This is a genomic window from Oscillatoria sp. FACHB-1406 (assembly GCF_014698145.1).
GTDB lineage: Bacteria > Cyanobacteriota > Cyanobacteriia > Cyanobacteriales > Spirulinaceae > FACHB-1406.
The window spans coordinates 97490-122231 of sequence record NZ_JACJSM010000010.1 but is presented as its reverse complement, the minus strand read 5'-3'; the positions used below and the strand labels follow the sequence as shown (position 1 = coordinate 122231).

At 48.8% G+C, this 24742-nt stretch carries 26 protein-coding genes and 1 CRISPR repeat array (1 of these 27 only partly in view); of the genes, 17 read left to right on the top strand and 9 right to left on the bottom strand.

What is annotated here, in order from left to right:
- A CRISPR array of direct repeats spans window positions 1-882; the repeat unit is 37 nt; unit sequence GTTGCAACTAACATTAATCCCTATCAGGGATTGAAAC; it reaches 955 nt to the left of the window's first position.
- A 105-nt stretch (window positions 883-987) separates the two neighbouring features.
- A complete protein-coding gene (locus H6G50_RS12285; RefSeq protein ID WP_190716601.1) occupies window positions 988-2220 on the top strand; it encodes an LL-diaminopimelate aminotransferase in 1233 nt (410 codons plus the stop codon).
- 280 nt (window positions 2221-2500) lie between these two features.
- A complete protein-coding gene (locus H6G50_RS12280; RefSeq protein WP_190716599.1) occupies window positions 2501-3391 on the top strand; it encodes a hypothetical protein in 891 nt (296 codons plus the stop codon).
- Window positions 3392-3499: 108 nt separating this feature from the next.
- Here the strand turns inward: H6G50_RS12280 and H6G50_RS12275 are convergent, their stop codons facing one another.
- The 3 genes from H6G50_RS12275 to H6G50_RS12265 all read right to left on the bottom strand — a co-directional run bounded on the left by H6G50_RS12275 (window position 3500) and on the right by H6G50_RS12265 (window position 10096).
- Complete coding sequence (locus H6G50_RS12275; RefSeq protein WP_242032803.1) at window positions 3500-6760, bottom strand: SpoIIE family protein phosphatase; 3261 nt, start codon at window positions 6758-6760, stop codon at window positions 3500-3502.
- A gap of 250 nt (window positions 6761-7010) precedes the next feature.
- Window positions 7011-8705 (bottom strand): pyridoxal-dependent decarboxylase, encoded by a 1695-nt coding sequence (locus tag H6G50_RS12270; protein ID WP_190716595.1) that lies wholly within the window; start codon window positions 8703-8705, stop codon window positions 7011-7013.
- Window positions 8706-8944: 239 nt separating this feature from the next.
- Window positions 8945-10096 (bottom strand): NAD-dependent epimerase/dehydratase family protein, encoded by a 1152-nt coding sequence (locus H6G50_RS12265; RefSeq protein ID WP_190716593.1) that lies wholly within the window; start codon window positions 10094-10096, stop codon window positions 8945-8947.
- Window positions 10097-10541: 445 nt separating this feature from the next.
- Here H6G50_RS12265 and H6G50_RS12260 point away from each other — a divergent pair, with 445 nt between their 5' ends.
- The 6 genes from H6G50_RS12260 (at window position 10542) to H6G50_RS12235 (ending at window position 12829) form a co-directional block, all read left to right on the top strand.
- Window positions 10542-10889 carry a rubredoxin gene (locus tag H6G50_RS12260; RefSeq protein ID WP_190716591.1) on the top strand — a complete coding sequence of 116 codons (348 nt, stop codon included), beginning with the start codon at window positions 10542-10544 and terminating at the stop codon, window positions 10887-10889.
- A gap of 76 nt (window positions 10890-10965) precedes the next feature.
- Window positions 10966-12012, top strand: coding sequence for a photosynthesis system II assembly factor Ycf48 (locus H6G50_RS12255; RefSeq protein ID WP_190716688.1), 1047 nt, complete (start codon window positions 10966-10968; stop codon window positions 12010-12012).
- A gap of 81 nt (window positions 12013-12093) precedes the next feature.
- Window positions 12094-12342 (top strand): cytochrome b559 subunit alpha, encoded by a 249-nt coding sequence (gene psbE, locus H6G50_RS12250; protein WP_190716589.1) that lies wholly within the window; start codon window positions 12094-12096, stop codon window positions 12340-12342.
- 29 nt (window positions 12343-12371) lie between these two features.
- Complete coding sequence (gene psbF, locus H6G50_RS12245) at window positions 12372-12497, top strand: cytochrome b559 subunit beta (protein WP_190716587.1); 126 nt, start codon at window positions 12372-12374, stop codon at window positions 12495-12497.
- Window positions 12498-12507: 10 nt separating this feature from the next.
- A complete protein-coding gene (locus H6G50_RS12240; protein ID WP_190716585.1) occupies window positions 12508-12627 on the top strand; it encodes a photosystem II reaction center protein L in 120 nt (39 codons plus the stop codon).
- Window positions 12628-12709: 82 nt separating this feature from the next.
- Window positions 12710-12829 carry a photosystem II reaction center protein J gene (locus H6G50_RS12235; RefSeq protein WP_190716583.1) on the top strand — a complete coding sequence of 40 codons (120 nt, stop codon included), beginning with the start codon at window positions 12710-12712 and terminating at the stop codon, window positions 12827-12829.
- A gap of 131 nt (window positions 12830-12960) precedes the next feature.
- Here the strand turns inward: H6G50_RS12235 and H6G50_RS12230 are convergent, their stop codons facing one another.
- The gene (locus tag H6G50_RS12230) at window positions 12961-13827 is read right to left on the bottom strand and encodes a hypothetical protein (RefSeq protein ID WP_190716581.1); all 867 of its coding nucleotides are present in this window, start codon (window positions 13825-13827) and stop codon (window positions 12961-12963) included.
- Between the two features lie 203 nt (window positions 13828-14030).
- Here H6G50_RS12230 and H6G50_RS12225 point away from each other — a divergent pair, with 203 nt between their 5' ends.
- The 3 genes from H6G50_RS12225 to H6G50_RS12215 all read left to right on the top strand — a co-directional run bounded on the left by H6G50_RS12225 (window position 14031) and on the right by H6G50_RS12215 (window position 16585).
- Window positions 14031-14801 carry a YebC/PmpR family DNA-binding transcriptional regulator gene (locus H6G50_RS12225; RefSeq protein ID WP_190716579.1) on the top strand — a complete coding sequence of 257 codons (771 nt, stop codon included), beginning with the start codon at window positions 14031-14033 and terminating at the stop codon, window positions 14799-14801.
- A gap of 91 nt (window positions 14802-14892) precedes the next feature.
- The gene (locus tag H6G50_RS12220) at window positions 14893-15252 is read left to right on the top strand and encodes a DUF4342 domain-containing protein (protein ID WP_190716577.1); all 360 of its coding nucleotides are present in this window, start codon (window positions 14893-14895) and stop codon (window positions 15250-15252) included.
- Window positions 15253-15268: 16 nt separating this feature from the next.
- Entirely contained in the window at window positions 15269-16585 is a 1317-nt protein-coding gene (locus H6G50_RS12215; protein ID WP_190716575.1) for a four-carbon acid sugar kinase family protein, read from the top strand.
- A gap of 132 nt (window positions 16586-16717) precedes the next feature.
- Here the strand turns inward: H6G50_RS12215 and H6G50_RS24410 are convergent, their stop codons facing one another.
- The gene (locus tag H6G50_RS24410; protein ID WP_277882684.1) at window positions 16718-16852 is read right to left on the bottom strand and encodes a hypothetical protein; all 135 of its coding nucleotides are present in this window, start codon (window positions 16850-16852) and stop codon (window positions 16718-16720) included.
- Between H6G50_RS24410 and H6G50_RS12210 the strand changes: the two genes are divergently transcribed.
- From H6G50_RS12210 to H6G50_RS12200, 3 genes are all read left to right on the top strand, one after another.
- Entirely contained in the window at window positions 16851-17798 is a 948-nt protein-coding gene (locus tag H6G50_RS12210; protein WP_190716573.1) for a cation diffusion facilitator family transporter, read from the top strand. The two genes, H6G50_RS24410 and H6G50_RS12210, sit on opposite strands and share 2 nt — an antisense overlap.
- A gap of 137 nt (window positions 17799-17935) precedes the next feature.
- Complete coding sequence (locus H6G50_RS12205; protein ID WP_347239926.1) at window positions 17936-19234, top strand: aminopeptidase P N-terminal domain-containing protein; 1299 nt, start codon at window positions 17936-17938, stop codon at window positions 19232-19234.
- A 115-nt stretch (window positions 19235-19349) separates the two neighbouring features.
- Window positions 19350-19949, top strand: coding sequence for a chorismate lyase (locus tag H6G50_RS12200; RefSeq protein WP_190716570.1), 600 nt, complete (start codon window positions 19350-19352; stop codon window positions 19947-19949).
- A gap of 116 nt (window positions 19950-20065) precedes the next feature.
- Here the strand turns inward: H6G50_RS12200 and H6G50_RS12195 are convergent, their stop codons facing one another.
- Together H6G50_RS12195 and clpS are read right to left on the bottom strand one after the other, a co-directional pair.
- On the bottom strand, window positions 20066-20896 hold the full coding sequence (locus H6G50_RS12195) for a type II CAAX endopeptidase family protein (protein ID WP_190716568.1): 831 nt from the start codon (window positions 20894-20896) through the stop codon (window positions 20066-20068).
- A 12-nt stretch (window positions 20897-20908) separates the two neighbouring features.
- Window positions 20909-21202, bottom strand: coding sequence for an ATP-dependent Clp protease adapter ClpS (gene clpS, locus H6G50_RS12190; RefSeq protein ID WP_190716686.1), 294 nt, complete (start codon window positions 21200-21202; stop codon window positions 20909-20911).
- A 208-nt stretch (window positions 21203-21410) separates the two neighbouring features.
- On the opposite strand from clpS, the gene H6G50_RS12185 reads away from it, so the two are divergent.
- Together H6G50_RS12185 and H6G50_RS12180 are read left to right on the top strand one after the other, a co-directional pair.
- A complete protein-coding gene (locus H6G50_RS12185; protein WP_190716565.1) occupies window positions 21411-21596 on the top strand; it encodes a hypothetical protein in 186 nt (61 codons plus the stop codon).
- 71 nt (window positions 21597-21667) lie between these two features.
- Window positions 21668-22471, top strand: coding sequence for a stomatin-like protein (locus H6G50_RS12180; RefSeq protein ID WP_190716563.1), 804 nt, complete (start codon window positions 21668-21670; stop codon window positions 22469-22471).
- 16 nt (window positions 22472-22487) lie between these two features.
- Here the strand turns inward: H6G50_RS12180 and H6G50_RS12175 are convergent, their stop codons facing one another.
- Window positions 22488-22967, bottom strand: a complete 480-nt coding sequence (locus tag H6G50_RS12175; protein ID WP_190716561.1) for a low molecular weight protein-tyrosine-phosphatase — start codon at window positions 22965-22967, stop codon at window positions 22488-22490.
- The gene (locus tag H6G50_RS12170; protein WP_190716560.1) at window positions 22933-23106 is read right to left on the bottom strand and encodes a hypothetical protein; all 174 of its coding nucleotides are present in this window, start codon (window positions 23104-23106) and stop codon (window positions 22933-22935) included. The genes H6G50_RS12175 and H6G50_RS12170 overlap by 35 nt, the downstream gene beginning before the upstream one ends.
- Before the next feature lie 174 nt (window positions 23107-23280).
- Between H6G50_RS12170 and H6G50_RS12165 the strand changes: the two genes are divergently transcribed.
- The gene (locus tag H6G50_RS12165) at window positions 23281-24681 is read left to right on the top strand and encodes an SGNH/GDSL hydrolase family protein (protein ID WP_190716558.1); all 1401 of its coding nucleotides are present in this window, start codon (window positions 23281-23283) and stop codon (window positions 24679-24681) included.
- The last annotated feature ends 61 nt before the right edge of the window (window positions 24682-24742 follow it).

The following is a 24742-nucleotide window of genomic DNA, read 5'->3' as shown; positions in this document are numbered from 1 at the left end:
CTATCAGGGATTGAAACCCACCCATTGCTTGGCTACCCTGTCCCAAAGTGCCAGGTAGCAGTTGCAACTAACATTAATCCCTATCAGGGATTGAAACTACAGTAGGGGCGTTACCTCGGAGGTTCCCTCCGAGGTTGCAACTAACATTAATCCCTATCAGGGATTGAAACTGGGAAGATTCAATCGCTTGCGATATCGCACGAGTTGCAACTAACATTAATCCCTATCAGGGATTGAAACACCAGAGTATCGGGCGTTGTTGTTTGATCGACGGTTGCAACTAACATTAATCCCTATCAGGGATTGAAACTTTAAAAAATAAAGGATAAAATCAAGCTATCACAGTTGCAACTAACATTAATCCCTATCAGGGATTGAAACGATTCGGCGGGCAATATCGGTTGCAAGCTGAGGAGTTGCAACTAACATTAATCCCTATCAGGGATTGAAACAAGCTGCAATTCGACTAAATCAAATATCTCCGGGTTGCAACTAACATTAATCCCTATCAGGGATTGAAACCTCAATGAATTCTAATTGCGCCTGAAAATCGCCGTCGCGTTGCAACTAACATTAATCCCTATCAGGGATTGAAACTGACGCTCGTATCTCCAGCCTTCCCGATGGCTAGTTGCAACTAACATTAATCCCTATCAGGGATTGAAACTTCTCTCGCAACTCCTTAATTCGTCCTTTGTTAGCGTTGCAACTAACATTAATCCCTATCAGGGATTGAAACTTCAATCCTGTTAATTTCAGAAAATCCCATAGTTAGTTGCAACTAACATTAATCCCTATCAGGGATTGAAACTGAGAACATAGATGATACTACAATCGAATATCTTGTTGCAACTAACATTAATCCCTATCAGGGTTTGAAAACACACCCCCGTGGGTTCCCGCGAGTTTCCCCCACTCGGAAAAGGGACGTTGCTCTCAACCCAATTTTCGGTAAGCTGTTCTGATGGCGTTTTTTGCGATTCATCTATGGCAACGATTAACGATAACTACCTCAAACTCAAAGCAGGCTACTTGTTCCCGGAAATTGGGCGGCGGGTGAATGCTTTCGCTGAAGCCAACCCGGAGGCGAACATCATTCGCTTGGGGATTGGCGACGTAACCGAACCGCTTCCGGAAGCGTGCCGTGCGGCGATGGTGCGCGCGGTGGAAGATATGGGCGATCGCGCCAGCTTTAAAGGCTACGGCCCCGAACAAGGTTACAATTGGTTGCGCGAAAAAATTGCCAGCCGCGACTTCCAGGCGCGCGGCTGCGAGGTAGACGCTTCTGAAATCTTCATCTCCGATGGGTCTAAGTGCGATACAGGCAACATTCTCGATATTTTTGGCAAAAATAACAAAATTGCCGTTACCGACCCCGTATACCCCGTTTATGTCGATACCAACGTGATGGCGGGCAATACCGGAACGGCGAACGACAAGGGCGAGTTTGAAGGATTGGTGTATTTGCCGATTTCCGCAGAAAACGATTTCACGGCTGCCATCCCCGATGAAAAGGTGGATTTAATTTATCTCTGTTTCCCCAATAATCCCACGGGGGCGACAGCGACGAAAGAATATCTCAAATCCTGGGTGGACTACGCCAAAGCGAACGGTTCGATTATCTTTTTCGATGCGGCCTATGAGGCATTTATTACTGACGAAAGTTTGCCGCATTCGATTTATGAAATTGAAGGGGCAAGAGATTGCGCGATCGAATTTCGTTCTTTTTCTAAAAATGCTGGCTTTACCGGCACGCGCTGCGCTTTAACCGTCGTGCCAAAAACCCTAACCGCCAAGGCTGCGGACGGTTCCGATGTCGAACTGTGGAAGTTGTGGAATCGCCGCCAATCGACAAAGTTTAATGGCGTTTCTTACATCGTCCAACGCGGGGCAGAAGCGGTTTATTCCGAGGAAGGACAAGCCCAAATTCGCGATTTAATTGCGTTTTATATGGAAAATGCGCGCATCATTCGCGAAAAGTTAACGGCGGCTGGAATGCAAGTTTACGGCGGCATTAATGCCCCCTATATTTGGTTGAAAACGCCTTCGGGTTTATCGAGTTGGGATTTCTTCGATAAGTTGCTGCAAACCTGCCACGTTGTCGGCACGCCGGGATCGGGTTTTGGTGCAGCAGGGGAAGGTTATTTTCGCATTTCTGCCTTTAACAGTCGCGAAAATGTCGAAGAAGTAATGAAGCGAATTGCTCAACTTCAAGCTTAATGGGTACGGCGAAAAACGTGGAAGCTAATTAATTTAGCGTTTTTCAATTGGATGAGGTACAAAAATTGAAATTAGATTGGTAGGGGCGAATGGCATTCGCCCGCGCGGTGTACCTCACGCAAACGAAAAATGTTATATAGGAGAATGGTGCGTTACGCTTCGCTAACGCACCCTACTTTTGATTCTATGCAGCTTCACATCGATCTGGTATAAGTTAACACTTATGGGGTTAAACATACCCCTCAAAAATACCTCTTTTAGCAAAAACTTATCGTTCGTCATGACAGATATTCATAAATTATTGGGAAAATTGGCGGCGGAGGAAGCGCAACTTTACGAAACCGAATTTCTCGCGCCTTGCACGCGCGGGGGAAAGGTGCGCGCGTCGGTAGCAAAGATGGTGCGGACTTTTGTCGCGGAACCGACGGATTTTGAGGGCTGGGGAATTTTTAAGCCGTTAAATCTTCAGGTAGCGCGCGTTGTGGACGAACCGACGCTGCCACAATTGGCGGAATATCTGCAATTGTTGCCGCCGTTGCGTTTATGTTTAAGCTATCCGTTGCCGGGACAAAGCTGGTTGGCGTATCCGGCGAATGAATCGGACGTGCGACAGCGCTTCGGGGCGGTTAAACCGCTGGCAGTGCATTTAGTGACGGAAGGGGGACAGTTCGAGCCGATTGTGGCGCGGGTGGATGGGGGAGTATGCTGGTTTGAGGATAGCGATCGCCGTGCAGATCCGCAACCCACAGAACGCCTGCGAGAGATGTTGCAGTCGGGAGTTGAACCGGAGGCGGCGCGCTTCGGGGGGATGACTCCGGAAATGCGGGCGGTTTACGATTTGGCTTGGCAGCAAACGGAGGCGGGGCGGGAACGGCGGCGACAGCAGCAACGGGAAGGGCGACAAGTTCCGCCCCCTCGAACCCGCCGAGGCGCGCAACGGGAGGAGGAACGGTTGCGTTCGGCGCTGCGACAGGGTGGGGGCGAGTTGCAGGGTTTTCGCGATCGCGGCGATTTCTGGCAGGTAGAATGGACAACAGCGGACGGCGAGCGTCATGCTTCAGCAGTTGACAAAAACGACCTTACTGTGGTAAGTTCCGGCATTTGTTTGAGCGGGCGCGATCGCGATTTTGACTTGCAATCGTTGGTCGGCGTTATCGAACAGCAGGAATAATTAATAATTGACAATGGATAATGGACAATTGATAACGAATTACGCCTAATGTGCATTAGAAGCCGAAGCTCCCATTTTACTGTTCTTTCTCCCCTCTCCTATTCACTATTACTTTTGTTTCAGCACTACCAACGTAATATCGTCGAAAACCTTCTCCTTGCCGATATGCCGTCGCACGTCCTCAATAACCGCACGACAGATCCCTTCTGCCGATAACGAACGATTTTCCCGCACTAAGTCGCATAATCTTTCTAATCCGTATTGTACGCGATCGCTGTTGAAAGCTTCCGTAATTCCATCGGTATATAAAACCGCCACATCTTCTGCATTTAACTGCACTCGCTCTTGCGCCACAAAATCAGCAATATTTTCTTCCAACGCCAGCGGAAATCCCAGATCGATCGTATCGATACACTCCAAAGTTCCTTCCGCTCGCGTGACAATTAATTCCTCATGTTGACCGCTTAACATCAACGTGCCATCTCGATAATCTAAGATGGATAAAGTCATACTTTTGCCCGCGTTCATGCGCTCGATGTTGGCATAAAGCGTGCGGTTAAGGACATCCAAGAATTTGACGGGATCGCGTTGACCGCTTTGCTGAAGATTTCGCACCGCAGTTTGCGCCATAATCATCAACACGCCGCTTTCTAAACCGTGTCCGGTGACATCGCCGATCGCAATTTTTACGCCGCCATCGTAGGGCAAGACATCGTAGTAGTCTCCCCCCACTTCATCGGCGGGTTGCATAAAACCCGCAATTTCTAAACCTTCAACCGCTTGAAGTTCTTTGGGTTTAGGAAGTACCATTTGTTGCAGTTGCTTTGCAACCTCGAGTTCGGCACTCATCCGCAAGTTTTCCGTTCTCAAGCGCCGCATATTAATTTGAGTGCGGATGCGAGCGATCAATTCATCTTTCGCGATCGGTTTTTCTAAATAGTCGTTCGCCCCGATATTCAAGCCCATCACAATATCTTGAACTTGAGTTTTAGCCGTCAGCAGCAAAATCGGCAGTTCGGTGGCGGGGAAGCGTTCTCGCAGTTTTTTCGTCACTTCGTAGCCCGTCATTTTGGGCATCATGACATCAAGGAGAATGGCATCGGGTTTTAAACCGCGTTCGACGATCGCGATCGCTTCCGGGCCGTTACTGGCTTGAGTAATCGCATAACCATATAAAGAAAGATTGTTGAGTAAAACTTGACGATTGATCGGTTCGTCATCGACGATTAAGATTTTAATATTAGATTCGTTTCCCGCGATCGCGTCTTGGCGCTCTATTCCCTCTGACGCTGCTAGCGAAATCGGATTTTCGCTTCTAGATATTGGCTCAATAAATTGACTTTGTTCGGCAGAACTGCGCGCGATCGGTAAAGTTAAAATAAATTGAGAGCCTTTCCCGACCTCCGACTTAACTGTAATTGTTCCTCCGTGAAGTTCGACGAGTTGCTTGGTAACGGCGAGTCCTAAACCCGTGCCGCCATATTCTCTCGCGGTCGAACCTTCAGCTTGCTCAAAAGATTCAAAGATGCGATCGAATTTGTCTTCTGAGATACCAATTCCGGTATCAGAAACCGTAACTGCTAGTTGTCTTTTTTCGTTCTCTGGCTCATTTTCAACTCCTTTAAATCCATTTTTCGATAAGGGGTTGCACTCGACAATTGCTGCTGAAAACTCTACCGTCCCACTGTCAGTAAACTTAATCCCATTGCCGATCAAATTGTAGAAAATTTGTTGCAGGCGGTTTTCATCAGCATTAGCCGGAGGAAGAGTCTCCGGAATAGCATTGACCAGTTTTACGTCCTTATCCGCAACGAGGGGCTGACTCAAAGTAATCACGACCTCAACAAGCGATCGCAAATCGACAGATTTGAGTTGCAACTCTAGATTTTTGTGGCGCAGTTTAGAAAAGTCTAAAATATCGTTAACTAAACTGGCTAAACGGCGGCCGCTCGAAATAATCATTGCCAGATTGAAACGAGTTGCAGCCGGTAACTCCCCGGTTACGCCGTCCGCAAGCGATTCAGCCAAACCGATGATGCCATTAAGAGGCGTGCGCAATTCGTGGGAGGTATTGGCTAGGAATTCATCTTTAAGCTTGTTCGCTTCTTGTAGGCTGGTTTCGCGAGTTTGGACTTCTCGAACCATGATATTAAAAGAATAAGCCAAACGACCGAGTTCGTCCTCTCTGCCAATCCTGAGTTGAGTATCAAAGTTGCCTGCTGAAACTTTCTCGGTGGCTCGAATCAATTTTTTTAAAGGTTGAGCGACTTGCTGTTGCAAAACAAAAAATAGGACGGTAATTTCTACGAGTAAGGAAAGCCCGCCCAGCAGCAGAATAAAGCGTGCCGTATCTTCCGCCAACTTTAACAGTAGTTTTTTAGGATAAACCGTTACAAAATACCAATTCGGTCCGGCAAGTCGAGTGATGGCTAAATATTCTCTATTTTGAGTATTTTCGAGTACAATTTTATTTGAGGGCGCGTTTTTGACTAAATTAAAGATGTTTTGCAGGTGAGTATCGCCAGAAGCCGAAATATTGAACAAGCCTCCTTGTTTTTTAATTTGGGCCATGCGTTCCCGATGAACAATTAGACGGCCATCTTCGCGAAAAATTAGATTGTAGGCTCCAGGGAGGCGCTCGTTAATGGCGCGATCGAACAGTTCGTTAACTAAAATATCGTGTCCGACAGTAATTAAATGGCGGTTGTTGAGATCGACGGGCGTTTCACTAGAAACCATGAAGTCTTTTGCGACCTCATCGTAATATAAGCCCGTCCATGCAGTTTTGCGGCTGGGATTGTGTTTAAAATCTGCTACATAAACCCATTCTTCTTGAGTCATATCGATGTCAGACTCAGCATCTAATCCCCAAGGTGTTTCCGGCCAACGAACGATATTAATATTCTCAGGTGTGGAAACGTAGAGGTTGACAAAGCGATTGTTCCAAGCTGGGCCGTAGCTGTTTATCAAATCGTAAGCTACAACCATTCGACGGCGCAGATCGGGGGTAATCTTCACATTTTTGCCAATGATGCCAGAGGTATTTTTTTCAATCGCGCCATCTGCGGTTTTCTGACCGTAGAAATATTCCGGACGCAGGCGAGTTGTTCCATCGGCTCGCGTTTCAAAGAGTTGCTCGAATCTTTCTTGCGGATCGGTGTTTCCGAGTTCTTTGAGTCGAGCCAGAAATTCACTTTTAAAAGTCGCATGGTTATCTTGGGCGAGTTGAAAAAGCGCACTTTCTCGCTGTCCTCGCTGCACGATATATTTTTCCAATTGTCCCAGGGTTTGCGATTCTAAGTGTGCAATTAAGTGCAAATAACTAATTGCCGTTGAGATTAGAACAATCGTAGCGATCCACAGGGTCATTTTAATTAAGGTTTCGCGGGTCAGCGAGCCTTTAAATCGAGAAAATTCAGTGGGGGAGGACTTCGACCCAAAAGCAGCAATCGCTCGATAAATTTTAGTAACAATCTTTTTTAAATGTTGAGACAACATCGTCGGCAGACATTGAAGTCTTCAAGAGGGGCAAAAAAATATTTTAGCAAATGCAACCCTCAACCAAAGCTGAAAGCAACGATTTAAAGCCGCGCCCAGTCTGAAGTCCACAAACCCATTTTCAAGCGTTCATTTCAGATATAACACTTTCTGTGTCTGCTTGGCATACCTCTTCAGGCTCATAAAAGGCTCCAGGTTGACTTAAATCTTCAATCAGTTCCTCGATTAATTTCTCGGTAACGTGAGGCATCGTAAAAATGTGGGCGTACATTCGCTTCTCCCCGTTAACATATAAAGTTGCGCAGGACAGGGAATATTTGAATACAATGCGATCGTTAGGACGTTTGAAGCGCACGGCAAGGGCTAGGGAAGTGCGATCGACCCACAAGTCCTTTGTTAACTGCCGTTCGAGGTTCTGGAGGCGATCGCAAGCATATTCTGCCATTTTCTGGGCGCGAAGGGCTTTTTCTATCTGGGCTGAGTGGGAATTTTTAGCAAGATAATCCCAGAGAATCATCGCAGAAAAACCGTTGCGAGAACCCGCGAAAGTCGTATCGAGAGAACCTAAATATTCCGCCTTATCGGGTGGATTCAATTGAAACTTGACCTTGGTCATATAAATTCCGCACGGCCAAGGCGCGCCATTCCACTGGTGTCCGCTAGCGACAATCGAGTGGACGAAGGGCAAGCGAAAATCAAAATTAGGCCCGCGTCGGTCTATCTTTTTGTCATTGCAAGCCATCTCGATAAAAGGCATATATGTACCGCCGAGGGCTGCATCTACGTGAAACCAAAAGCCGTTGCGCGTGTCATAACGCTCTGGACTGTACTCGATTTTCCGCTCGTCAAGACCGTATTTCTTGAAAATCGGCATTAGCGCCAGACCGGCTGCCTCCACATCATCGTAGGCTCCTTTAAACGTCGTGCCGTAGTTGAAATTTACTAAAATTGGGTAGCCCTGACTTGCAAAGCATTCAACCAATTTGACGAGTGCGGGAATGTAAATTTGACCCTCTGTGTTAGAAGGAACTTCTAGAGGCCAACCATTTTCGTCGATGTATTGCTCGGAAAAGCCATCCGGATAATCGGCAGGAAACTTCAACGGGCAGTCAATTTTTCCGCTACCGATCTCGTTAAAAGTTGAAATGTTGAGAACTCGAATTCCTTTAACAATCGAGTAGTGAGTATCTTCTGAATAAAAAGCGACAGGCGCGTAAGCATTGGGATTTTTTTCGGGGACGCTAGCCTGCTGAAAGATAAGGCGGCGTTGCACCGATCGCGAATTGCCATTAAGACTCGCTTGTTTTGCCTTTTCTTCGCAGCCCGGTTCTTCAAGTAGCATTTTTCCCGCTAAATAATCCCGCGCATTCCACAACCCGTACAGATTGCCCTCTGAGGAACCCATTGTTAGCAAGTAACCCCAATAAGACTCAAGCTCTTGTCTATTGTGAGGCCAGCGAGCGTTCCATAAGGAAGCATAGTAGTCGAGAACGGCACGCTCCATAACTTTGGTGTTAGTAGTGAGAAAACCGCTCTCAAAGGGATCGCCAATATTATTAATCTGAAAGTTGAGATAATTACTAATATCTTCTTCGTAGTCAAGCTGCTGGTTGAGTTGGTAGCCTAGGAAGTGAGATCGCTGAGTTGATAAGTATTGATAGAATTGCTCTAACGCCTTCTGGCGCTGCTCGGAGCTTAACCCTTCTGCTGGCAGTTGAAATTGCTGACAGTCAATTCCCGGTACGAGAGGATATACAGAACAAGGCTCTTGAGTCGGCTTCGTTGGCAGCGCTCCCTGCCCTGAAACATTCTCCATATAGTATTTCTACTTAAGAAATCTTACTAATTCATAATAGTAGGTATAACTTGCAATATCAGTCATGTCAACTTAATAATTGACAATGGATAATGGATAATGGATAACGAAATTAATAATAGACAATGGACAATGGATAACGAATTAGATCGGGAAAAGCTACTCTTTAATGTTGGGAAATAGAGGTAAACTTTAAACCATCCGTTATCAATTATCCATTATCAATTATCCATTATCAATTATCGCCGCCACTTCACCTTCGGCAGGATTTGCTTCATATCGACACGATCCTTATACTTCGTGCTGAAATTCAACAGCGAATCGAGTAAGGAATCGGAGAGATAGTGCGGTTGGAGTCCTAAATCGAGCAGTTTGGTATTTTTCGCGTTGAAGTAATGTTCTTCGAGTTCGACGCGAGGATTATCTAAATGTTCGACTTCGACATCCAAACCGAGGGAAACGCTCGCTTTTTTCACCATCATCGCCAAGTCGCCGACGCTAAACATTTCGGTGAATTGGTTGAAGACGCGCAATTGTCCGGGTTCGGCGGGGTTAGCGATGGCGAGTTCCATACAGCGAACAGTATCGCGAATATCGAGGAAGCCGCGCGTTTGTCCGCCTTTGCCGTAGACGGTGAGAGGATGTCCGATCGCGGCCTGAATGCAGAAGCGGTTCAACGCCGTTCCGAATACGCCATCGTAATCGAGACGGTTGATGAGTAACTCGTCCATCCCCGTTTCTTCGGTGAGAACGCCATAGACGACACCTTGGTTTAAGTCCGTAGCGCGCAATCCCCAAATTTTGCAAGCAAACTGGATATTGTGGGTGTCGTGAACTTTGGAGAGATGGTAGAAACTTCCCGGTTGTTTGGGGTAAGGGAGGGTATCTTTCCGCCCGTTGTGTTCGATGGTGATGTAGCCTTCTTCGATATCGATGTTCGGCGTACCGTATTCTCCCATCGTTCCCAACTTGACTAAGTGCGCGTCGGGAAATTCTTCTTTCATCGCGAAGAGGATATTGAGCGTACCCACGACGTTATTGACTTGGGTGACAACGGCGCGATCGCGATCGATCATAGAATAGGGTGCGGAACGCTGTTCGCCGAAGTGAACGATCGCGTCCGGCTCGAAATCGCGCAGACTTTTAATCAGAAAATCGTAATCGGTGATATCGCCCACATAAAGATCGATCGATTTTCCTGTCAACTCCCGCCAACGCTCGATGCGGCGCTCGATGGGCGCGATGGGAGTCAGGGTTTCAACGCCGAGTTGGAGATCCCAATAACGTCTGACTAAATTATCGAGAATGCCGACTTCGTAACCTCGGTTAGATAAATGCAGTGCTGTTGCCCAACCGCAATATCCATCTCCGCCAATAACTAAAGCTTTCATACTAAATTGCTGAAATCCTGCTTGCTAATACTTGTTGACACTTCCCACGCTCTTGAGGCGGAGGATTCTTGCTTCTACGGGAGGTCTAAAACACTTCCATAGCTTCCCTGACCACATTGTTCCAGACGACCTCGCGCTCTGCAAGCCGATACCGTTTGTCTTACGGCCTTCTCTCAAACGAGACAATTGCTTCAATTGACACCGGTACTGAAATCCTTATCGATCTAGCACCAGCCTTCGGGTCGTATTGAGGTTAATTTAGCAGGTCTTGGCCCCCACCCTCGCAGCAATTTTGGCCGTGCGGGTTGGGAGGGGATCGAAAAATTAGGGCGAACGGCAACGAGTTTTCCGGCTCGGAGGAAGTTATAGGGGTCAAATTAATCTAATTTTCAACTTTATGCGATAATTTGTAACAAAGATTTTAAGAATTGCCGTCGCGATCGCTATGACCGAGCCAGCCTCAGAGAAAACCTTAGCCGAGCTAGCGCCTTCGCGCTATGAATGCTTAACCTGCGGCTATGTCTACGAACCGAGTCAAGGGGATAACACCAGTAGTATTGCCCCGGGAACGCTGTTTGAGGATTTACCCTCCGCTTGGCGTTGCCCTGTTTGCGGCGTAGGTCGCACCCAGTTTAAAGAAATCGGCTCGAAGGGCGCTCCTTCTGGCTTTCAGGAAAACCTGAAGTACGGCCTCGGGGTTAACCAAATGACTCCCGGCCAGAAAAATTTGCTCATTTTTGGGGGTTTAGTTATCGGGTTCTTATTTTTCATGAGCTTTTATGCTATCCACTAGAGGCCGGACTCTTAAAGCGATTTTAGCCGCCTCCTATAAACCTCTAAACCTTTCCTTGCCCCCGTTGTCCGAACGTATGAATTTTTTAATGAAAACGCTGAAACAAATCTTCATATTGGTCGCGATCGCGTTTTTCTGCGCCAGTTGCGGCAGCAACTTGCCCGACACCAGTTTTAATCCCTGGCGGGAAATCGCCCTTCCTACCGAGTCCCGACTGCTCGATGTTGCCTTTACCGACAATCCGCAGCACGGTTGGTTAGTCGGTAGCAAATCCACCCTATTTGAAACCAACGATGGCGGTAACAGTTGGGTCGAGCGAGGATTGAGTCTGGAAGAAAACGACCTCGCGATGCTCTCCTCGATCAGTTTTTCCGGTCAAGAAGGCTGGATTGTCGGGAAACCGTCAATTCTGTTGCACACCACCGATGGCGGCGCAACCTGGTCGCGGATTAGGCTGAGTGCTAAACTTCCCGGCGCGCCTTATTCCATCCTCGCCCTCGGCTCGAACAGCGCGGAAATGACCACCGATGTCGGCGCAATCTACAAAACCGAAGATGGCGCAAAAACCTGGCAAGCGCTCGTCCAAGGCGCAGTCGGTGTCGTTCGCAATCTCTCGCGTTCCTCAGAAGGCGGTTACGTCGCCGTGTCCTCGCGCGGGAACTTCTACTCGACTTGGGAACCGGGTCAATTAACCTGGACTCCCCACCAGCGGAACAGTTCGCGACGCTTGCAAAATATGGGTTTCACGCCGGACGGACGGCAGTGGTTAGTCGCTCGGGGCGGCTTGCTCCAATTTACAACCCCAGACAATCTCGAAACCTGGGATGAGGCGAAATATCCCGAACCCGGAAGCAGTTGGGGTTTGCTCGATGTCGCCTATCGCACGCCCGAAGAAATTTGGGCTTCGGGCGGCAGCGGTAACTTGCTCGTCAGTTTGGATGGGGGAACGACCTGGCAGAAAGACCAAGCGGTGGAATCGGTTCCCTCGAATTTGTACAAAATCGTCTTTATTAATCCGCAAAAAGGGTTTATTCTGGGCGATCGCGGCTATCTGCTCGAATACGATCCTCAAGTCGGCGCGCAAGCAGCATCAGCGAGTGCCGCCAACAAAACTTCTTCCTAGCTCAATTCCGATTTGTCTTAGAATGTATAGGATCGGATCGGTCAAGTTTCAAACTTTTGTCAACAAATAGGAGAACATTCAATGTCAGGTACTACTGGAGAGCGTCCTTTTTCTGATATTATTACTAGCATTCGTTATTGGGTAATTCACAGCATCACGATTCCGATGCTCTTTGTAGCGGGCTGGCTATTTGTGAGTACGGGTCTTGCCTACGATGTGTTTGGCACTCCCCGACCGGATGCCTACTTTACCCAGGATCGCGTCGAAGCACCTGTAATTACGGATCGTTTTTCGAGTAAGTCGCAAATCGACTCAGCCGTACAAAAGTAAATTTTTTAACAAGCGAACGAACAGGAAAAATGGCAACACAAACCCCCGTTTCATACCCGATTTTTACGGTCAGATGGTTGGCCGTGCATACCTTGGCAATTCCCACGGTATTCTTTTTAGGCGCGATCGCCTCAATGCAGTTTATTCAAAGATAGGAGATCTTCAATGGAGCGGACCCCAAATCCAAACCGCCAGCCCGTCGAATTAAACAGAACATCTCTGTTCTTGGGCTTATTGCTCATTTTCGTTCTGGGTATTTTATTTGCCAGTTACTTCTTTAACTAACTCTACCGAAGAGTTGTTAGAGCCAAAAGAAAAGATTGAGTTTGTATTGTCTTGGGAGCAATTTTAGGAGGATATCGCTGGTATGTTTGCAGATGGTCGAATTCCTTTATGGGTCGTTGCTACGATCGCTGGTTTGGGTGTAATTACCGTAGTTGGAACGTTTTTCTACGGTGCTTACGCGGGATTAGGTTCGGCGATGTAATAATTTAGACTCGCTGGAGGACGAAAGAAAGCAACTTCCAGCGGCGTTCTGAATTCAATCTTAGAAGTTAAAAACATCGAAGCCGTTGACTTCCATCGAAGCCAGCGGCTTTGTCTTATGCCAGAGTCATTTTAAAAACCAAAACCGGGGAACGTATAGCCGATCCCTAAAATCACGCCGATATCGGTCGTATCGCTCATGAAACCCACATTCAGACTGCCGTTAGCCGTCCACTGGGGCGAGATGCGGTAGTCCACGCCACCCGTGACGAGGAAGCCGAGATGATTGTCATCAGTGCTAGTAACGGCCAATCCTCCCCCAATAAACGGAATAAACGGAGACACTTCCAACGGGTCGCGGGTCGGAATTCTGAAGTCGTAAGTAATCGGGATTAAAAAGGCAACATCGTTATTGACAATAATCGCAGGACGAAGCGACAACGATGGACCGATACCAATCTTGCCATTGACAACAAAACTACCCTTACCAATCGGCGTTTCCTTCTCAGTTGTGCCGTTACCGCTGTCGGTGATGCCGATATTTCCACCAATCCCGATATAGCTGTAGGGGTCGTTCAGCAGCAAGCGACGGTCTTCCGTAGAACGGCGCTGAACGATTTGCGATTGCAGCGGTTCGACAGCCGGAAGTTGCAACGCTTCAGCCGAAGTCGCAACTTCGACGATGGGCGTTTCGGGTGCGGGCTGCACTTCGGCGGCGGGGGATTCAGTCGGATTAACTGGGGCAAGCGGTTCGGTTTGGGCGAACAGAGTCGATTGCGACTCGAGGGCGGCATCGCTGGTCGAAAAATCTGCGGCAGCATTCAGCAGTTGTCGGTCAATTGCACTCCCCGTTGCGGGTTCTGGGGGAAGCATCTCGCTAGAAGGGCTAGCAAGGGCAGGAGATTGGGGTTCAGCCCGAACTGCGATGGCCGGAGCTAAGCCCGCGATCGCGGCTAGACTGAGGACTAGGATCGGGTTATGGGTAGAATACGCTTTCACAATCGCTCCTCACTACAGTAAATAGTTTGAAAAAAAACCTCTTGCGGATCGATTTAACAGGATTTTCGCACGTTGCGCTACCCCCTTGGGGTAATTCTGAATGATGAATTCTGAATGATGAAAGGGTGAGGGGCAAAGATACAACAGTTTTAGCCCCGTTTCTTTGGTAAGCTACAAGTTCGAGACTGAAGTTCGATGCGAATATGGCAGGACATAGTAAATGGGCGAATATTAAGCGCCAAAAGGCCGTCGTTGATGCGAAAAAAGGGAAGACCTTCACGCAAATCTCGCGCGCGATTATTGTAGCGGCGCGCAATGGCGTTCCCGACCCGGCGGGCAACTTCCAACTGCGGACGGCGATTGAAAAGGCGAAGGCGGCGGGAATTCCTAACGATAACATCGATCGCGCGATCGCCAAAGGTGCGGGAACTTTTGAGGCCGGTGGCGTACAGTACGAAGAGATTCGCTACGAAGGCTACGGACCGGGCGGCGTGGCTGTTTTAATCGAAGCGCTTACGGAAAATCGCAACCGCACGGCGGCAGATCTGCGGGCTGCATTTAGTAAAAATGGCGGCAACTTGGGCGAAACCGGCTGCGTCGGCTGGATGTTCGAGCAAAAAGGAGTCGTCAGCATTGAAGGCGAAGTCAACGAAGAAGAACTCCTCGAAGCATCTTTGGAAGCGGGGGCAGAAAGCTACGAAATTTTTGACGATGCCGAAAATCCCGGCGCGGAAGTGTTTGTTGAAATCGCGAGTTTAGAGAATCTCGATCGCGCTTTAAAAGCAAGCGGTTTAGCCGTTAAAGAGTCAGAATTACGCTGGATTCCCAGCAATAGCGTCGAAGTCACTGAAGAAGACCAAGCGCGATCGCTCTTGAAATTAATCGAGAGTTTAGAAGCCTTAGATGACGTACAAAACGTGACCGCAAACTTTGAGATGTCAGAAGCCTTGCTGATGTCTTCAGCCAGGAGTTAATGCCTAAAGCTGCTCCTAACGGAAGAGATGAGTCGAATTGAGCCTCGTTATAATTTGAGTGTGGATATTAATATTAATTAGGAGTGCAGTTATGGCAGAACTCGATCGAAATCCAGACCTCGAACCGATTCCCCCAGTGGTCGATACTAAGCCCGATCTCGAAGTCGTCGAGTCAACGACAACGCCCACCATCGGAGAAACGCGTGTCGAAGAATTTAGTATCAATGGCGATAGTTTAGTGAGTAAAGTCAAGGAACTGATTCAAGAAGGGAACGCTCGCCGTATTATTATTAAGAACCAGGAAGGGCATACGCTGATTGAAATTCCGCTGACCGTTGGGGTTGTAGGCGGCGCGATCGGGGTACTCGCCTTTCCCGTAACGGCAGCATTAGGCGCGATCGGTGCAATGGTAGCCCGTTTGACGTTAGTTGTCGAGAAAAAAGTGGACTAATTCAACGCAAAACAGAATGGCAGATCGCCCTAAAATTATCGTTCTCGACGACGATCCCACCGGATCGCAAACCGTCCACAGTTGCTTGTTGCTGATGCGTTGGGATGTAGAAACGCTGCGCCTCGGACTTCGCGATCTCGCCCCGATTTTCTTCATCCTGACGAATACCCGCGCCCTTCCCCCTGAAAAAGCAGCGACATTAACGCGGGAAGTCTGCCAGAATCTTAAGATTGCGATCGAAGCTGAGGGAATTAAAGATTTCCTCGTTGTCAGCCGCTCTGACTCCACCTTACGCGGTCATTATCCCATCGAAACCGACGCGATCGCCGAAGAATTAGGCCCCTTCGACGCACACTTCCTCACCCCTGCTTTCTTTGAAGGCGGCCGCATTACCCGCGATAGCATCCATTACCTCGTCGTTAACGGTAAAGAAACGCCCGTCCACGAAACCGAATTCGCCCGCGATTCAGTCTTCGGCTACAGCACCAGCTATTTACCCGATTACGTCGAAGAAAAAACAAAAGGACGCATCCCCGCACCTCAAGTCGAACGGTTTACCCTTGAAGACATCCGTCAGGGGAGTCAAGAGCGATTAATGGGCTTGACAAATAACGTTTGTTGTGCAGTAGATGCCGAAATACAGTCAGATTTAGACCGATTCGCGCAAGACTTATTAGCCGCAGCCGCAGAGGGAAAGCGTTTCCTGTTTCGCAGCGCTGCCAGTTTGCTAACCTCCCTCGCCCAACTCGGGCCGCAACCCGTCGCCCCCGAAGCAATGGCAGAGTACGAGCGCACGCAACAACCGGGCGCAGTAATTGTCGGTTCCCACGTCAAAAAGACGACGCAGCAACTCGAGCAATTGCTGAAAGAGTCGCAGGTTGCCCCGATTGAAATCGACGTGACGCGATTTCGCGACGATTTCACCCAGACAGCAGAAGTCCGCCAGGAAACCTTACAACGAGTCCAAGAAGCGTTTAACGCTGGGAAAACGGCGGTTATTTACACCAGTCGTACCGAGTTAACCTTTGACGACGTGCAGCAGCGCCTCGATTTTGGGGAAGCGGTTTCGGGTTTGTTAATGGAAATCGTGCAAAACTTGCCGACGGAGATTAGTTTTTTGATTAGTAAGGGCGGGATTACCTCGAACGACGTGCTGAGTACGGGATTAGGATTGCGCTCGGTGCAATTGTTAGGACAAATCTTAGCAGGTTGCTCGATGGTTATTACTTCGGACAACCATCCGCGCTTTCCCAATTTGCCGGTCGTGCTGTTTCCGGGGAACGTGGGCGATGAAACCGGGTTAGCAACAGTTTATCGGCGGTTGCGTCCTTAAAAATTAGCGTGCGTTTGAATCATCAGGCAATTCGTAGGGTGTGTTAGGCGCGATTGGGTTTTAGAGAAAGTTCAAAGCCAATTTGAAAGCGTGCCGTAACGCACCGCAATTTCGAGCAATTCCTAGGGTGTGTTAGGCGCGGTTGGGTTTTAGAAAAAGTTCAAAGCCAATTTGAAAGCGCGCCGTAACGCACCACAGCGTTACCATTGAGAACTGCGATCGCAGTAAACTAAAAATGCAGTAGTTGCCTTTCGCTTGCGAGTTCATGTCCGACCCCCACGCCCATCATCACCATCACGCTCATTCTCATTCCCACCACAATCATTCCCACGCTCCTGCGAACTACAACCGCGCCTTTATAATCGGTTTAGTCCTCAACGTAGGGTTTGTCTTAATTGAATTTATTTTTGGGGTTTATGCCAACTCCATCGCCTTAATTGCCGATGCAGGGCATAACTTAAGCGATGTTTTGGGCTTATTATTAGCTTGGGGAGCGAGTCTGCTGGTTACAAGAAAACCCAGCCGCAGTAAAACTTACGGTATGCGTAAGTCTTCGATTGTCGCTGCTTTTTTGAATGCAGTTTCGCTACTCGTCGTTACGGGAGGAATTGCTTGGGAGGCGATACAGCGCTTTCTGCGTCCCGGCGAAGTACAAGGCGATATTATTATTGGAGTCGCGATCGTTGGAATTGCCATTAATACGATTACCGCTTTAATGTTTTTGTCGGGGCGCGATCGCGATCTTAATATTAGAGCGGCATTTTTGCATATGATGGCAGATGCTCTCGTTTCGGTCGGCGTTGTAATTGCAGGAATCGGTATTCTACTAACGCGCTGGTTGTGGCTCGACCCGGCTTTTAGCTTATTGATTAGCGGTTTAATTATCTACAACACTTGGTCGCTCCTACAAGAATCTTTTCATCTCATTGTCGATGGCGTACCGAAGAATATTGACGAGCGAGAAGTTCGGTCTTACCTCGTGAATTGCCCCGGCGTGGAACGAATTCATGACTTGCATATTTGGGCGATGAGTACGACCGAAACCGCGCTTACCGCTCATCTCGTAATGCCGGAGGGTCATCCCGGCGATAGTTTTTTATCTCAAGTGGGTCGGGCGTTGCACGATAATTTTGATATCGACCATTGCACGTTACAAGTGGAGTGGGGAGACCCGAATTATCTTTGCGCTTTGGAACCGGAGGATTGCGTTTGAGTCGGCAATCACTAACACTTTAACGGAAGGGAGATGGAAATTCGGAACGCGCTAGCGCGAATTCATTCAACAGATTCGCTCTCAACAACCGTAAAATTTCATTATTCACTACTCATTATTCATTATTCATTATGTTCGTGACTATCAAACCTACAGAATACCGCGATCGCCGGGAACAATTAATGGCAAAAATCGGCAAAGGAACCGCCATCTTTCGCAGCGCTTCCCTCGCCGTCATGCACCACGATGTCGAATACGCCTTTCGCCAAGACAGCGATTTTTACTACCTGACGGGTTTTAACGAAACCGAAGCCGTCGCCGTCTTAGCGCCCCATCACCCAGAACATCGCTTTATTCTCTTCGTGCAACCGCGAGATGCAGAAAAAGAAACTTGGACGGGCTACCGCGTCGGTGTAGAACGGGCTAAAGAACAGTTTGGCGCGGATATCGTTTATCCGATTGGCGAACTCGAAGAAAAACTCCCCGAATACCTCAAAAATTGCGATCGCATCTACTACCATCTCGGCCGCGATAAAGCCTTCAACGACACCATTATCGCCCATTGGCAGCGCTTCATCGCTCAATATCCCAAACGCGGCTGCGGGCCAATCGCCATCGAAGATACCAACCCCATCTTCCACCCCCAACGGCAAATCAAGAGTAGCGCCGAAATCGAACTGATCCGCAAAGCCACCGCCATTACCTGCGAAGCGCACAATCGCGCCCGCGAGTTCGCCAAACCCGGACGCTATGAATACCAAGTTCAAGCCGAAATCGAGCATATTTTCCGCTCGAACGGCGGACTCGGCCCTGCTTACCCTTCCATCGTCGCTTCCGGTGCCAATGCCTGCATTCTCCACTACATCGAAAATACCCGCCAAATGCAGGACGGCGACTTACTGCTCATCGATGCGGGATGCTGCTACGACTACTATAACGGCGATGTGACTCGTACTTTCCCCGTCAGCGGAAGCTTCACCAAACAACAGCAGATACTCTACGAACTCGTCCTCGAAGCCCAACATCAGGCGATCGCGCGCGTTCAACCGGGCAACCCCTACAACGACTTCCACGATACCGCCGTCCGCGTCCTCGTGCAAGGTCTAATCGACCTCGGCTTGCTTGTCGGCGACATCGAGGAGATTATTAAAGAAAAAAAATATAAACCCTTCTATATGCACGGCACAGGCCATTGGTTGGGTTTAGATGTTCACGATGCTGGAGTGTATCAGCACGGCGAGGAGACTTGGCAAACGCTCCAACCCGGACACATTCTAACCGTCGAACCGGGAATTTACATCGGCCCGGATATCAAACCAGCCGAAGGACAACCGGAAGTTCCCGAAGAATGGCGCGGTATTGGTATCCGCATCGAAGACAACCTCTTAGTCACCGAACAGGGACATGAAGTGCTGACAGCCGCAGCCCCGAAGTAGTTTGTCGCCTGATGCAAAGCGGAGATGAGTGAGGGGGCGATATAACTGACAACTGTTCGCTGATAAGCGCTATCATCGATATAGAGTAAAGATTTGTAAAGTCCCCCCTGCAACCTTGCAAGCCCAAAATCGTCTCACCTTAACTCCAACCTGGCACGCCCTCGAACCCTTGTGGGAAGGCGGCGAAACCGTCGTTCAAGACGGATTGCCCCATAGTCAACTCGCTCCCCCGTGGCAAGTTTTGTTACTGGGAGATGGTTCGCCCACTCGCCACCTCAAGCTTTTAACTCGCGAGAAAATTGAAGTCGATGTCATCGATATGTCCCACATCGGTTTGAGCGACGATGGCGCGCCGCAACTGATTAATGCCGTTCCTGTCCCGCGACTGCGGCGGCAAGTTTGGTTGCGAACGGCTTCCGGGCAGCGTCTAGCTTATGCAACGTCTTGGTGGGATGCGGCTTTGGTTGATGAATACTTGCAAAATCGTTCCCTTCCGATTTGGGATAATTTAGCGAGTTTGCATTCGGAGTTATATCGCGATATTCAAGGGCTGTATTACGGCAATTGCGAAGCGTTAGAAGTTGCCTTTCAAGAAAAAGGCCCCTTTTGGGGCAGGCATTACTTATTCTGGCATAGCGGACAACCCTTAACGCTCATTTATGAGGTCTTTTCGCCCTATTTACAGAAGTATTTGGGGCCGATGGCGTTGGGTTAATGAGTGATGAATTATGAGTGATGAGTGATGAATGGGGAAAGGGGAATTGTGAATTCTGAGTGATAAACTACGAATTACGAATTACGAATTACGAATTACGAATTATCCCCGTCTTCTTAGGGTTTCCGAAACTTGGGGCTGCTCGAAAAGACTAACGCGAGAATGCTTAAGCCCACCAATCCCATCGCTCCGGATAGCGGGTTGCGATCGATTCCCGTTACCCACTCCGGCACGGCCTGGGAATATTGCACCACCTTACCCACATTCAGGATATAGTAACCCCAAACCAAACCAGCGTGAAGTCCGATCGCAATTCCCAAACAATTGCGGCGCGATCGCTTCGCCCCCACCAGCGCCAATCCTAACAAGATTAAGCCGGGAAATTGCGGAAAAGTCCGCAGGATTTCTGTAAAGGGCTTAATAAAGTGGAGCGTCGCAAAAATAACCGCATCGACTCCAAGCGCAACAGCGGGCGAATAATCTCGTTCTAACTCATCGAGCAGCCAACCGCGAAAAAATAATTCTTCAGCAAATCCCACCCCCAAAGCACTCAATAGCCCTTCAACCACAAAGCGCAATAAATAGGGCGCGCTTTGCAGTCGCACCCATCCCAACATCGCCATCAGCGCAAACAGCCCCAAAACAAAGCTTAAGCCGATGCTCAATCCTTGTACGAGGGCAACCCCGTTGCGGCGCGTCCAGTGCAGCCCGTAGCGCGCGTACATCGCCGATTCGCCGTAAACCCATTGCCCCCACTTCGGGACGAACAGGAGAAAGAGAATCGCCAGGGAACCCATCGTTACAATCGTCGCTAAATTAGGGTTGTCGCGCAATAGCCATGAGAGAGGGGCGGCGACGGGAAGCCACAACACCAGCAAGCAGAGAATGAAAATTCCCAGCCGTAGAGGGGCTGGGTAAGTAGCAATTCGATGAAGGTTGAGTTTCAAGAGGGCTAAAACTTATTCGTCGGGTTCGATGGTACTCGTTAGCCCGTGATTCTTCAAGGTTTCGCAGTAAAACTCAGCGTGTTCGAGGGCGCAGGTAATGACGAGCGCCGTACCGCTGGTGTGGGCTTCCATCATGATATTGACGGCTTGGGGCTGCGTCAAACCGGCGACAGTTTGCATGAGCGTTTGTACGACATACTCCATTGAGTTGAAGTCGTCGTTATGGAGCAGAACGCGATAACGCGGTGCGGGTTTGCGAACGGTAGAAGTCGAATCGGACGGTTTAACGATGGTTTCTGTTGTCATGCGGTTTTCTCCTTGATGTGAAAGGTAGTCGAGTTGAGATTGAGGAGCTACAGCAATCTCGATCGGATGTCTTGCGACAGTCCGCAAGCCAGAAGCGCGCATTTCCAGGCTGCCGGTCGAGTGCGGAATCGCAGAAGCTTTTAAGGATCGCTACAAGTGGACAAAATAAACGACTCCTTAATTTTACTCAACATTTAAAATTTACCGGATGCTGAGAGTTGCGGTCGGGCAGTGGAGCGCGATCGCGGTTATACTAGCCAAAACTGCGATCGCATCTCCCATCGTCGTTTTATCCCCTCAGCGGCCGATATCAACCGTGAAAGCCTCGATTAACTCGATTATCCGTTCTCAATTATCCCCATTTCCCCCGCTCTGCCGTCATAAAAAAGGATAAACTAGGGGCATATCGCCTTTTAGGGCTGACTGCTTTCGAGTGTCCCGAATTCTAACTCAAAGGTTAAAACAATGCTCGACTATCTTCTCTACAGCCTGATTACCGTATCTTTAGGTGGCATCGGCTATTGCCTGCTGGCACTGCGTACCGTCAGCGAAGGTAACGAAGCGCTCGTAGAACGATTGGGTAAATTCCATCGCAAGCTCTCGCCGGGGCTTCATCTCGTTACTCCGTTATTCGATACGATTGTAGTCGAAGATACGAATCGAGAAAAGGTTCTAGACGTTCCCCCCCAAAATACCATCACTAAAGATAACGTTTCGCTGAGAGTTGATGCGGTCGTTTATTGGCAGATTATTGACCTCGAAAAAACCTTTTACGTGGTCGAAGATATTCAACACGCGATTGAAAATTTGGTGCTGACGACGTTGCGTTCTGAAATCGGTCGTCTCGATTTAGAAGATACTTATGCCGCGCGCGACTCCCTCAATAAAACGCTTTTACGCCAGTTAGACGAAGCAACATCGAATTGGGGCGTTAAAATCACCCGCGTTGAAGTTCAGGAATTACAACCTACGCCTGCTGTGATGGAATCTTTGGAAAAAGAGCGGGCCGCGAAAAGTAAAAAACGCGCTGAAGTGACGGAAGCGGAAGGGTTAGTTGAGTCGATCGAAAAGATTTCTAACGCCCTCGATCGCAGCAGCACTCGCAAACAAGTTCTCAACTTTTTACTAGCGCAGCGCTACGTCGAAGCGAACGAAAAAATTGGTACCAGTACGAACTCGAAGATTCTGTTTATGGATCCGGGAGATTTGAACGAAGCAATGGTGAATTTAATTGGGGATGATGTCGATCCGCCCCCGCCCAATAATTAATTTCTCGCGGTGGCAGCTAGAAAGATTCGGTTTCGAGGACGTGCTGTAATAAGCCATCGCAAGCATCCAGCAACAAATCGATGACGCGATCGAATCCTTGTTGACCTCCGTAGTAGGGATCGGGAACGTCCTGCTCGGAATGGCGAGTTGCAAATTTACACATCAGATGCACTTTATCGCGATATTTTCCTTGGGGATCCAAGCGGAGAATATCGCGATAATTTTCGTTATCCATCGCGATGATTAAGTCAAATTCTTCAAAATCTTCGACTTGAAACTGTCGGGCTGCGCCTTGGAAAATCATTCCTCGATCGCGAGCAGCGGCTTGCATTCGGCGATCGGGCGATGCACCGATATGATAGTTGGAGGTTCCCGCCGAGTCGCAGAGAATGCGATCGCTCAATCCCGCGCGCTCGATCGCGTAATTCATGATATTCTCCGCCGCCGGAGAGCGACAAATATTACCGAGGCAGACAAAGAGGATTTTGTAAAGCATTGACCTGCAAGCGTATTAAGCGTCTCAAAAATTGTACGTTAAGAGTTGCACTGTTGGCTCGATAGTAAGGAGAAACGGCGCGATCGGCGCGATCGCGTGCAACTTTACCATCGGCGCAAATTTTGCGGTTTTTTGTCAATTGCGTGATAAGGTTTTATAGCATCGTCCGGCATCCACCATTCATTTATATTGTGGCTTTCAGGTTCGGCTATCTAAGCTAACGCAGCTAAAGGCAAAGAAGAGAGGACGGTGTTGCACGAAAACGCTCCTCAATTCCCCATACCTTGCATATCAGCGCTCGGAAAATCTTTCGATGTTTAAATTTCACCGTAACTCCTTCAAATCCTCCTATCGCAGTTCCTATTACGGCAAGCGCAAGCGAAATTCACCGCCTTTATGGATGGTTCTGGCTGCAATTCCGCCCAGCTTAATTCTGCTAGAGATTTTGACTCGATTAGCACTCGGAGTTTCGGGACAAGGTAGAGAAACTGCCAGCTACAAAGGCGAACCCGCCATTCAAAGCGCCTACGCTCTCAAGTTTCTCGATCGCAACAAACATCCTTACGCCGGTCTGTCCGATAGCGGCGCATTACTCGCTCAAGCCAGCCCTTACACCGGTTACGAACTCGCAAAAAATCAGAAAAACCAGCTTTGGCAAATTGACGACCAAGGGTTTCGCAACGACAAACCCATTCCCCTCGCCAAGCCCAAAGGAGAAGTTCGCATTTTCATCTTAGGGAACTCTACCGCCTTCGGTCAAGGCAGCCCCAACAACGCCGCGACCATCGCCTCAAAACTAGAAGCGCGCTTGCAAGAACGAGTCTCCCAGCAACAACAAAGTCCTGAAAAATACCGTCCCGATTCCCTCAGCTTCTACAAACCCGAACGCGTTAAAATGCTAGCGCTTCCCCCAAAAGTTCGCCCGGGCAGCTACCGCGTCATCAACGCCGCCGTTCCCGGCTATACCTCCGGTAACTATCTCGCCCAACTCGCCCTCGAAATTCTCCCCTACAAACCCGATGCAATTATCGTTTTAGGCGGTTACACAGACCTCGTACTCCCAAGCAATGAAATCGCCACTACGATTCCCAAACTCGAAGAGTACCTCAGCGACCCATCTGCCCATTATTGGGATGCTTTCGGTCAAGGGTGGCAAAAATTCTTATCCAATTTTGCTTTGTATCGCGTCGTTCGGGGATTGACGCAGAAGCCCGATCTCCCCTTAGCTGAGAAAACCTTCGGTGTATTAGAGCGCGATAAATCCCTCGAGAACCATTTAGCCGAGAATGAGGCAGAATTAGAACGGCGCGTCCAACGCTATAGCGACAACTCCAAGCAACTCCTACAATTGTGTACCGCCGCAGGCGTTCCCCTCCTCCTCGCTTTGCAACCGGAAATTAGCGGGCGATCGCCCGAAGCGATGAGCGAAACTGAAAAAGCCGTCCTCAATAAATTGGGTGAAGATTACCTCAAACGCAGTCAAAAAGGTTACGCAGAACTTGCTAAAGTTCACGACACGCTCAAAAAAGCTTTTCCCAATAACCTCTACATTTATAACTTTTATAAGCTCGATAAACCTGCTGCCGAGCAGTCTTTTTTCGATCCCATTCATCTCACCGAGGCTGCCAATACAGAGCTAGCTAAACGCTTATACGATGGCGTTACAAAAATCCCCAAAATGCAGGTAACGCCAGAAAATTTAAACCCTAAATAGTTCCCACTTTCACTGAAGCGAGAATTGTTCAACAAAAACTGACTTCAATTCAAAACTCTAG